Source organism: Amycolatopsis rhizosphaerae (genome assembly GCF_007713715.1).
Lineage (GTDB): Bacteria > Actinomycetota > Actinomycetes > Mycobacteriales > Pseudonocardiaceae > Amycolatopsis_E > Amycolatopsis_E rhizosphaerae.
The window spans coordinates 1-3,228 of sequence record NZ_VJWX01000664.1; the positions used below are offsets into that span (position 1 = coordinate 1).

A 3,228-nucleotide genomic window follows, 5' to 3' on the forward strand; every position below is an offset into this window, starting at 1 on the left:
GAATGGGGGCCATGCGTACCCCGGCGAAGCAGGACTGGAAGGGCGTCTCGGCCGCCGAACGGCGCGAGCAGCGCCGGAGCAGGCTGCTCGACGCCGCCGCCGAACTCCTCGGCACCGAGGGCGTCACCGCGGTCACCATCCGCGCCACCTGCCGGACGGCGAAGCTGACCGAGCGCTACTTCTACGAGGAGTTCGACGGCCGGGACGCGCTGCTGACCGCCACCTACGATCGCAGCGCCGTGAGGGTCATCGCCGCACTGCGCGAAGCGATCCCACCCGGCATCACCGGCCTGCGCGCGCGGGCCCGCGCCGGCGTGTCCGGGCTGCTGGACTACTTCGCCCGCCACCCGGCCGACGCCCGCATCCTGGTGATCGAGGCGGTCCGGGAGCCGGTCCTGACCCGGCGCGGCACCGAGGCCACCATCCTGCTGATGAGCCTGGTGACGGGCGAGAAGGCCGACCCCGTGGACGAGATCCTCACCGGCACGGTGCTGGGCGCGGGCCTCGGGGTGCTCTTCGCCGCCTGGCTCGACGGCCAGTTGCCGGTGGACCGCGAACGGTTCGTCGAGCACGCCACGTGTCTCATCGAGCACGCGGTGCGTGTCTCCAGTCACCCCGAGGACCAGACCACCGAGGCGTAGGTCACACGGAACTCCTTGCGGCGGCGGGGAAAACGGTCTTCCTCCGCTAGCACAGTCCGCCGCCGCAGGGCAAATTCCGGCCGTCTCGGTCCGCTCTGTGAAACGACATGCCCCGGACCGCCCGCTTGCTGCAGGATGACCGCGCCACCGCGATCCGCGTGGCCCCCATCCCCTTCGGTCCCTGAGAGGTCTCATGTCTTCGCCCAACACCCCTGGTCCGGAAACGGCGCTGCCCGAAAAGCCGGGCCGTGGCAAGGGGTTCTTCCTCGGCATCGCCGCCGTGGTGATCGTCGCCGTCGTCGCGGTGGTACTCGTCGTGGTCAACTCCGGCGGCGGGTCCGCGAACACCGCGGGCCGGACCACCGTCCGCATTGGAGTGACCGACGCGAGCTCCGACTACTGGAAGAGCTTCACGGAACTGGCCGCCGCCGAGGGCATCGACGTGAAGCTGGTCAACTTCAGCGACTACACGCAGGCCGACCCGGCGCTGTCGCAGGGCCAGCTCGACCTCAACCTGTTCCAGCACATCCTGTTCCTGGCCAACTACAACGTGTCCAAAAGCGACACGCTGACCCCCGTCGGCTCGACCTACGTGGTGCCGCTGAGCCTGTATTCGCGCAGGCACGCGGCCCTCGCCGAGATCCCCGCCGGAGGAAGGGTCGCGATCCCCAACGACCCCACCAACCAGGCGCGCGCCCTGCTCGTGCTGCAGTCGGCCAGGCTGATAAGCCTGCGTGGCGGCGGCACCGTGCTGTCGACCCCGGCCGAGATCGACCCCGCCGCCTCGAAGGTGGCGGTGACCCCGGTGGACGCCTCCCAGACGGTGGCCGCGCTGCCCTCGGTGGACGCCGCGATCGTCAACAACAACTTCGCCCTGGACGCCGGTCTCGACCCGTCGAAGGCGCTGTTCAACGACGACCCGAAGAACCCCTCGGCGGAGCCCTACATCAACGCGTTCGTCAGCCGCGCCCAGGACAAGGACAACCCGGTCTACCTCAAGCTCGCCGCGCTCTACCGCGATCCGCGCGTGAGCGGCAAGGTCGAGGCCCAGTCCAAGAACACCGCCGTGCTGGTGGACCGCTCCCAGGCCGATCTGGCGAAGATCCTGTCCCGCCTGGAGGACACCGTCCGGGCCGCCAAGAAATGACCGGGGCGCCGCTCATCGAGTTCCAGCACGTCACCAAGACGTTCACCGGCGGCGGCCGGGCCGTCACCGCCGTCGACGACGTCGACCTGCGCATCGAGGCGGGCCGGATCTTCGGGATCATCGGCTACTCGGGTGCGGGCAAGAGCACCCTGGTGCGGCTGATCAACGCGCTCGAGCCGGTGACCTCCGGCCGGGTGCTGATCGACGGGGTCGACCTCGGCACGCTCAAGGAGCGGCAGTTGCGGCAGGTGCGGGCCGGGATCGGCATGGTCTTCCAGCAGTTCAACCTGCTGGCCTCCCGCACCGTGTTCGGCAACGTCGCCTACCCGCTCAAAATCGCCGGATGGAAGCGCGAGCAGCGCCGCAGCCGCGTGGCGGAACTGCTCGGCTTCGTCGGCATCGCGGACAAGGCGTGGAACTATCCCGACCAGCTCTCCGGCGGGCAGAAGCAGCGGGTGGGCATCGCCCGCGCGCTGGCGACCAACCCGAAGATCCTGCTGGCCGACGAGGCGACCAGCGCACTGGATCCCGACACCACGGGCGAGGTGCTGCGCCTGCTCAAACGGGTCAACACCGAACTCGGGGTGACCATCGTGGTCATCACGCACGAAATGGACGTGGTGCGGGAGATCGCCGACCACGTTGCCGTGCTCGACGGCGGCAAGGTGGTCGAGCACGGCAGCACCTACGACGTGTTCTCCGCGCCGAAGACCGGGACGGCGCAACGGTTCGCCGGCACCCTCCTGCGCGACACCCCGCAAGGCGATGATCTCGACCGCATCCGCGCGCGGCACGGCGGGCGGCTGGTTTCGGCGCGCGTCCGGGACGGCGGGGGCCTCGGCGCCGTGCTCTCCGACGCGCTCGGACGCCACGGAGTCCGGTTCGAAATCGTCTACGGCGGGATCACGGCCCTGTCCGGCCGGTCCTTCGGCGGGCTCACCCTCGAACTGATCGGGGAACCGTCCGCTGTGGACGCCCTGATCGCGGAACTGCGCGACACCACCGAAATCGAGGAGATCCCGGCATGAGCATCGACTGGTCCACCCTGGGCCCGGTGTTCCTCGACGCGATCGGCCAGACCCTGTGGATGGCGATCGCGACGCTGATCATCGGCGGCTTCCTCGGGCTGGTGCTGGGCGTGCTGCTGTACACCACCCGGCCCGGCGGGATCCTGGCCAACCGGTTCGTGTCCACCGCGCTCAACCTCGCGGTGAACATCATCCGGCCGATCCCGTTCATCATCTTCATCACCGCGATCGGGCCGCTGACCATCGCCGTGGTGGGCACCCAGCTCGGCACCGGTGCGGCCACCTTCGCGCTCGTGGTGGCGGCCACCTTCGGCATCTCCCGCATCGTGGAGCAGAACCTGGTGACCATCGATCCCGGGGTGATCGAAGCGGCCCGCGCGATGGGGGCGAGCCCGTGGCGGATCATCGGGAC

General features: G+C 69.7%; 3 protein-coding genes and 1 pseudogene. All 4 read left to right on the plus strand.

The window, feature by feature from the left end:
* Positions 1 to 641: TetR/AcrR family transcriptional regulator (locus FNH05_RS35170; RefSeq protein WP_144593163.1), on the plus strand; the 641-nt coding region annotated here is incomplete at its 5' end.
* A 193-nt stretch (positions 642 to 834) separates the two neighbouring features.
* The gene (locus tag FNH05_RS35175; RefSeq protein ID WP_144593164.1) at positions 835 to 1,788 is read left to right on the plus strand and encodes a MetQ/NlpA family ABC transporter substrate-binding protein; all 954 of its coding nucleotides are present in this window, start codon (positions 835 to 837) and stop codon (positions 1,786 to 1,788) included.
* Positions 1,785 to 2,816, plus strand: coding sequence for a methionine ABC transporter ATP-binding protein (locus FNH05_RS35180; RefSeq protein WP_144593165.1), 1,032 nt, complete (start codon positions 1,785 to 1,787; stop codon positions 2,814 to 2,816). Before FNH05_RS35175 ends, FNH05_RS35180 begins: the two co-directional genes overlap by 4 nt.
* Positions 2,813 to 3,228: pseudogene (locus tag FNH05_RS35185) on the plus strand (ABC transporter permease subunit); the annotation flags it as partial. The gene FNH05_RS35180 and the pseudogene FNH05_RS35185, both read left to right, overlap by 4 nt.

Coding starts and splice junctions, on each gene's coding strand:
- FNH05_RS35175 (WP_144593164.1), top strand. CDS start 835: ATGTCTTCGCCCAACACCCCTGGTCCGGAAACGGCGCTGCCCGAAAAG.
- FNH05_RS35180 (WP_144593165.1), top strand. CDS start 1,785: ATGACCGGGGCGCCGCTCATCGAGTTCCAGCACGTCACCAAGACGTTC.